4 protein-coding genes are annotated in these 6,008 nt (G+C 72.9%); 3 read left to right on the top strand and 1 reads right to left on the bottom strand.

The genetic code is table 11. The features are described from left to right. On the bottom strand, positions 1 to 465 hold a 465-nt coding region (locus MNZ29_RS23290), incomplete at its 3' end, for a PAS domain-containing protein (protein ID WP_242356975.1). 410 nt (positions 466 to 875) lie between these two features. On the opposite strand from MNZ29_RS23290, the gene lon reads away from it, so the two are divergent. The 3 genes from lon to MNZ29_RS23275 form a co-directional block, all read left to right on the top strand. Beyond that, positions 876 to 3,365 carry an endopeptidase La gene (gene lon / locus MNZ29_RS23285; RefSeq protein WP_242341389.1) on the top strand — a complete coding sequence of 830 codons (2,490 nt, stop codon included), beginning with the start codon at positions 876 to 878 and terminating at the stop codon, positions 3,363 to 3,365. Between the two features lie 177 nt (positions 3,366 to 3,542). Further along, a complete protein-coding gene (locus tag MNZ29_RS23280; protein WP_242356973.1) occupies positions 3,543 to 4,601 on the top strand; it encodes an NAD(P)-dependent oxidoreductase in 1,059 nt (352 codons plus the stop codon). Between the two features lie 153 nt (positions 4,602 to 4,754). Then, positions 4,755 to 6,008 (top strand): serine/threonine-protein kinase (locus tag MNZ29_RS23275; RefSeq protein WP_242356971.1); only part of this gene is annotated, 1,254 nt, incomplete at its 3' end.

The following is a 6,008-nucleotide window of genomic DNA, read 5'->3' as shown; positions in this document are numbered from 1 at the left end:
CGGCAACGGCGGCGGGGACGCGCGCGGCGGCTCCGCGCGCAGGACGACGACGTCCACCATGGGTCGATCCGAGACTCGGACGAGCGCGGCGGTCGCCCGCAGGCCGGTGCGCAGGGAGACCGCCCCGGAGGTGGCGTCCGCGCGTCGCAGCCCGTGCCGCAGGACCGCGAGCGCCTCGGCCATGGCGGCGAGGTCCTTGCCTTCGAGCGGCGCCGCGTCGGAGCCCGCGAGCCGCCGCGCCTCTGCGTTGGCGCGGACGATGCGCCCGTCCCCTCCGATCACGAGGACGCCGTCGCCGAGCCGCTCGAGCGCGCCCGCGACGAGCCGCTCCGCCGCCTCCGGCAGCCCCGCGCGGCGCCTGGCGCGGAGCGCGCGCAGCACCGCCAGGGCGGCGACCGCGAGGGTGGCGCCGGCCAGGAGCACGAGCGCATGCGTACCGGGCAACACGGCGCCCAAGGTGTCCACCCGCTTGCCCTCGCGGAAGCAGGCCTTATGCAGAGGGCATGATCCGCAAGCACGTATGGTCCCCGGCGGAGGGTCCCGGAGCCGCACCCCAGCAGATCTCCCGCCGCGCGGGATACGTCTCCGGGAGCGGCGACGACGACCGGAACGCCGGGTCCAGGCTGTGGGCGCCTTCGAGCGGTCCCACCCGTACCGACCCGGGAGGAGCCGGTGGCGAACCCGACGGCCACACGGTGCCGCGCCCCGGCCGCACCGCCCTCAACGAGGACTGACGCCTCGGGAGAGGTGGCCGCAGGGTGGGCTCTCGCCCGCCATGCCGTACCCGTAACGCCCGACAGGTCAAACGCTTTTCATTGATATCCGCTGCTCGCGCGGGTATCCCATCCCACCCGAAGCTCGGCAAGGAGACGGCGATGTCTGAGAAGGAAAAGAAGGCCGCAGCCGGCGCGCAGGTCGCTCCGGCGATGGTGCCTCCCGGGCTCATCGCCAAGGAGGACATCCCGCAGGTCCTCCCCATCCTGCCACTCCGGAACTCGGTGTTCTTCCCCGGAGGCGTGCTCCCGCTCGCGGTGGGGCGGCAGAAGACCATCGCCCTCATCAAGGACGCGGTCCGCGACGAGCAGGTGATCGGCGTCGTGACGCAGCGGCGCGCCGAGGAGGAGGATCCAGGCGCGGCCGATCTGTACACCGTCGGGACGGTCGCACGCGTCGTGAAGCTGCTCAAGATGGGCGAGGACAACTACTCGCTCGTCGTGCAGGGGCTCGCGCGCTTCAAGGTCCTCGAGCTCGTCCAGGAGAGCCCGTACCTCAAGGCGCGGGTCGATCCCGTCGAGGACAAGGCCGTCACCGACGACGTCGAGGTCGAGGCGCTCGCCATCAACCTGAAGAAGCTGGCGCGCGAGGTCATCGAGCTCATGCCCGAGCTCCCCGCGGCGGCGACCGAGCTCGTGGAGTCGATCACGCACCCGGGCCACCTCGCGGATCTCATCGCCGCGAACGTGGACGTCCCCATCGAGGAGAAGCAGCAGGTCCTCGAGACGACCGACCTCAAGTCCCGGATGAAGCTCGTCCTCGAGCTCCTCAACCGGAAGCGCGAGATCCTCAAGCTCTCGAACAAGATCGACTCCGCCGTGAAGGGCGAGATGTCGAAGACGCAGCGCGAGTACTACCTGCGCCAGCAGCTCAAGGCGATCAAGGAGGAGCTCGGCGAGCTCGGCGAGGAGGAGGAGGAGCTCGACGAGCTGCAGGAGCGGCTCAAGAAGGCGGGCCTGCCGCCCGAGGTGGAGAAGGTCGCGCAGAAGGAGCTCAACCGGCTCAAGTCGATCCCCACGGCGAGCTCGGAGTACACCGTCGCGCGCACCTACCTCGACTGGATCGCGGACCTCCCCTGGTCGAAGAAGAGCGACGACAACCTGGACATCGAGAACGCGCGTCAGATCCTCGACGCCGACCACTACGGCCTCGACAAGATCAAGAAGCGCATCCTCGAGTACCTCGCGGTCCGCAAGCTGAAGAACGACATGCGCGGGCCCATCCTGTGCTTCGTCGGGCCGCCCGGCGTCGGCAAGACCTCGCTCGGCCAGTCCATCGCGCGCTGCATCGGCCGCAAGTTCGTGCGCCTCTCCCTGGGCGGCGTGCGCGACGAGGCGGAGATCCGCGGGCACCGCCGCACGTACGTGGGCGCCCTCCCCGGCCGGATCATCCAGTCGATGAAGAAGGCGGGGACGGTGAACCCCGTCATGATGCTCGACGAGATCGACAAGCTGGGCGCGGACTTCCGCGGCGATCCGTCGGCGGCGCTGCTCGAGGTGCTCGATCCGGAGCAGAACCACGCGTTCTCGGACCACTACCTCGACCTCGCCTACGACCTCTCGAAGGTGATGTTCATCGGGACGGCGAACCTGCTCGATCCGATCCCCGGTCCGCTCAAGGACCGCATGGAGATCCTCGAGCTGCCCGGCTACACGTTCGAGGAGAAGGTCCACATCGCGCAGAACCACCTCATCCCGAAGCAGCTCAGGGAGCACGGGCTCTCGGCCGACGCGATCGACATCACCGAGAAGGCGCTCATCAAGATCATCATGGCGTACACGCGGGAGGCGGGCGTCCGTAACCTCGAGCGCCGCATCGCCGACGTGTGCCGCGCGGTCGCCGTGGAGGTCGCGAGCGGGAAGCTCCAGGCCGGCGCGAAGCGCTCCATCGAGGAGGCCGACGTCGAGTCGATGCTGGGGCCCGAGAAGTTCTACAACGAGACCGCCGAGCGCACGGAGATCGCGGGCGTCGCGACCGGCCTCGCCTGGACGGCCGCGGGCGGCGACATCCTCTTCATCGAGGCGACGAAGATGACCGGAAAGGGGTCGCTCACCCTCACCGGCCAGCTCGGCGACGTCATGAAGGAGTCCGCCCAGGCCGCGCTCTCGTACCTGCGCTCGAAGTCCGACTCGCTCGGCATCCCGGCGAACTTCCTCGAGCGGACGGACATCCACATCCACTTCCCGGCGGGCTCGATCCCCAAGGACGGCCCGAGCGCGGGCGTCACCATCCTCACCGCGCTCGTCTCGCTCCTCACCGGGATCCGCGTCCGCTCCGACGTCGCGATGACCGGCGAGGTGACGCTCCGCGGCCTCGTCCTGCCGGTCGGGGGCATCAAGGAGAAGGTCCTCGCCGCGCACCGCGCGGGCATCAAGCGGATCATCATCCCCGCCCGCAACGAGCGCGATCTGGTGGACGTCCCGGAGCAGGCCCGCAAGGAGCTCGACTTCGTCTTCGCGGCGCACATGGACGAGGTGCTGAAGGCGGCGCTCGAGGAGAACCCGGTCGGGCGGCAGGCGCCGCCGACCCCGGACGCGGAGGCTGAGAAGAAGGCCGCCGCCGCGAAGAAGTCCGAGGAAGTCCGGGCCTGAGCTTCGGACCGTGATCCGCGAGCCGCCTGGGCCCGCGGATCACGGTCGGCCCGGCCGGCTCCAACGGGGCCGCCGCCTCCCTCTGCGCGCAGTATCGCCGTCCTCGCGCGCCGGTGCGCCCCGGCAGGCTCGCTCCGCCCGCCTGCCCGTGGCCCGTCCCGCTGCTACACTCGCGGAGTGAACCGGCTCGCGATCCTCACCGGCTCGGCCGGCGCCATCCCGGACGCCGTCGCGGCGGCGCTCGGGCGCGCCGGCTTCTCGGTCCGTCAGGCGCCCATCGGCGCGGACGGCCGCCCGCGGCTCGAGGTGGACGCGCGCGGGGTGGACACGGTCGTCCACCTCGGCGTCCGTACGCCGCGCGAGCTCGACGAGCGGGCCCGCTCCGAGGCGGAGGCCGCCGCCGCCGCCGCCGCAGCAGCGCTCGCGCGCGAGGCCGGCGCGCGGCGGCTCGTGCACGTCTCGACCGCGGCGGTCTACGGAAGGCCACGGAACCTCCCCTGCCGCGAGGGCGAGCTGAAGGAGCCGCGGACCGCGCTCGAGCGGATCCGCTGGCGCGCCGAGCAGGCGAGCTGGGCGGAGTTCCGGCGCGGCGCCCCGCTCACCGTGCTGCGCCCCACGATCCTCTATGGCCCCACACTGACCGGCGGCCCGGTTCGAGCGCTCACGTTCTTCGCCCTGCTCGACCCGGGCAACCGCCGGATCCCGATCATCCGCCGCGGCCCGGTCGCGCACCTCGTCCACCTGGACGATCTCGCCCGCGCGGTCGTCCACGTGGTGCAGCACCCGCACGACGAGGAGGTGGTGGGGCGCGCGTTCAACGTGGGGGACGAGGCGCCGCTGCCGCTCGCGGAGCACCTCTCCGCCGCCCTCGCCGCGCTCGGCTACGAGCCGGGGCGCCTCCTCCCGGCGCTCCCACGCCTCACCGCGGCCCTGCTCTGGCTCGTGCGACACGTCCCGGACCGGGTCCTGCTCGGGCCGGTGAACCGCCGGCTCGAGCGCGCGTGGCGGCTCCTCGCGGGCCGGAACGGCGCGACGGCCGCGCTCGCGCCGCGCGTCGAGCGCGAGGCGCTCCACTGGATGACCGCGGACCACTACTACGACACGACCCGCCTCGCGGCCCTCGGCTTCAGGCCGCTCCATCCCATCTCCACGGAGGCGATCCCCGCGACGATCCAGGCGCTCGCGGAGCGGCGATTCCTGCCGGGATCGAGCGTGGGCGCCCTCCCCGCCGGGTAGCCTCGGCTGCGGCGAGCAGGCGTGCGCCGTCCCCGTCGCTGCAAGATGGCCGAGTCGGGGCAGCCGTGTCATAGTGCAGCGTCCGATCCGGTCACCGCTGTCGCGATCCGGAGCGAGCCGCGGCGGGGGTGCGCCGCGGGTGCCGGGTGAGTCGTGCAGCACGAGGATACCCACGCGAGCGCGAGGCTCGAGGGCGAGGGGGCGGTGATCCGCAGGCTCGGACGATACGAGCTGCTCGAGCAGGTCGGCAGCGGGGGCATGGCCGTCGTGTACCGCGGCCGCGACACCGCCCTCGACCGCGAGGTGGCGGTGAAGCTCCTTCACCCGCACCTCGCCTCCGCGCCGGACTCGCGCGCTCGCTTCTCCCGCGAGGCCCGCGCCGTCGCGCGCCTCTCCCACCCCGGCATCGTCGAGATCTACGACTACGCGGGCGACGGGGCGGCCGACAGCTACCTCGTGACCGAGTTCGTCCGCGGCAGGACCCTCCGCGCGTTCGCGCACGAGGTCGGGTTCGGCTTCCCCGAGATCGGCGCGCTCGTCGGGCGCGCGCTCGTGGACGCGCTCGTCCACGCGCACTCCGCCGGCGTCATCCACCGGGACCTGAAGCCCGAGAACGTCCTCGTGCAGGAGGGCGAGCGACCGGCGGTGAAGCTCGCCGACTTCGGCATCGCGCGCATCCTCGCGTCCGACGAGCGGATGACCATGACGGGCGCGCTCGTGGGCTCGCCGCACCACATGGCGCCCGAGATCGTGGAGGGGCGCGAGGCGGACGCGCGCAGCGATCTCTTCTCCATCGGAACCATCCTCTACTGGCTCGCGACCGGGAAGTTCCCGTTCGCCGCGCCGAACCCCACCGCGATCCTCCGCCGCGTCCTGGAGGCCGACTTCGAGGAGCCGCGCGCGGTGGACGCGCGCGTGCCGGACGCCCTCGCCGACCTCGTCGTCCGCTGCCTCTCCCTCGACCCGGAGCGGCGGCCGTCGAGCGCCGCCGAGGTCCGCGAGGTGCTCGATCGGCTCCTCGCCGAGAGCGGGCTCGAGCGCGCCCCGGACGAGCTCGTGGCGTTCCTGCGGGACCCGGCCGGCTTCAAGGCGGCCTTCCCGGCGCGGGCCGTGGTCGCGCTCTCCGCCCGCGGCGACGCCGCCCTGGCCGAGGGCGCGTCCGCGCGCGCTCTCTCGTTCTACTCGCGCGTCCTCGCCATCGATCCCGAGAACCCGGACGTCCCGGCCAAGCTCGCGCGACTCTCGCGGCGGCGGCGCCTCAGGAGGATCGCCCTCGGCTCCGGGGCGGCGCTCGTCGTCGCGGCGGCGGCCGCCGCGGTGATCGCCGTCGCCCCGCGCCGGGACATCGCGCCCCCCGCGGACGCGGCGGCCGTGCCTCACGACGCCGTGCCTCACGACGCCGCGCCG

This window comes from Anaeromyxobacter sp. SG64, from assembly GCF_022690745.1.
In the GTDB taxonomy this organism is placed as follows: Bacteria; Myxococcota; Myxococcia; order Myxococcales; family Anaeromyxobacteraceae; genus Anaeromyxobacter; species Anaeromyxobacter soli.
Note: the sequence above shows the minus strand (reverse complement) of the source record. Positions and strands in the feature narration are given on the sequence as shown.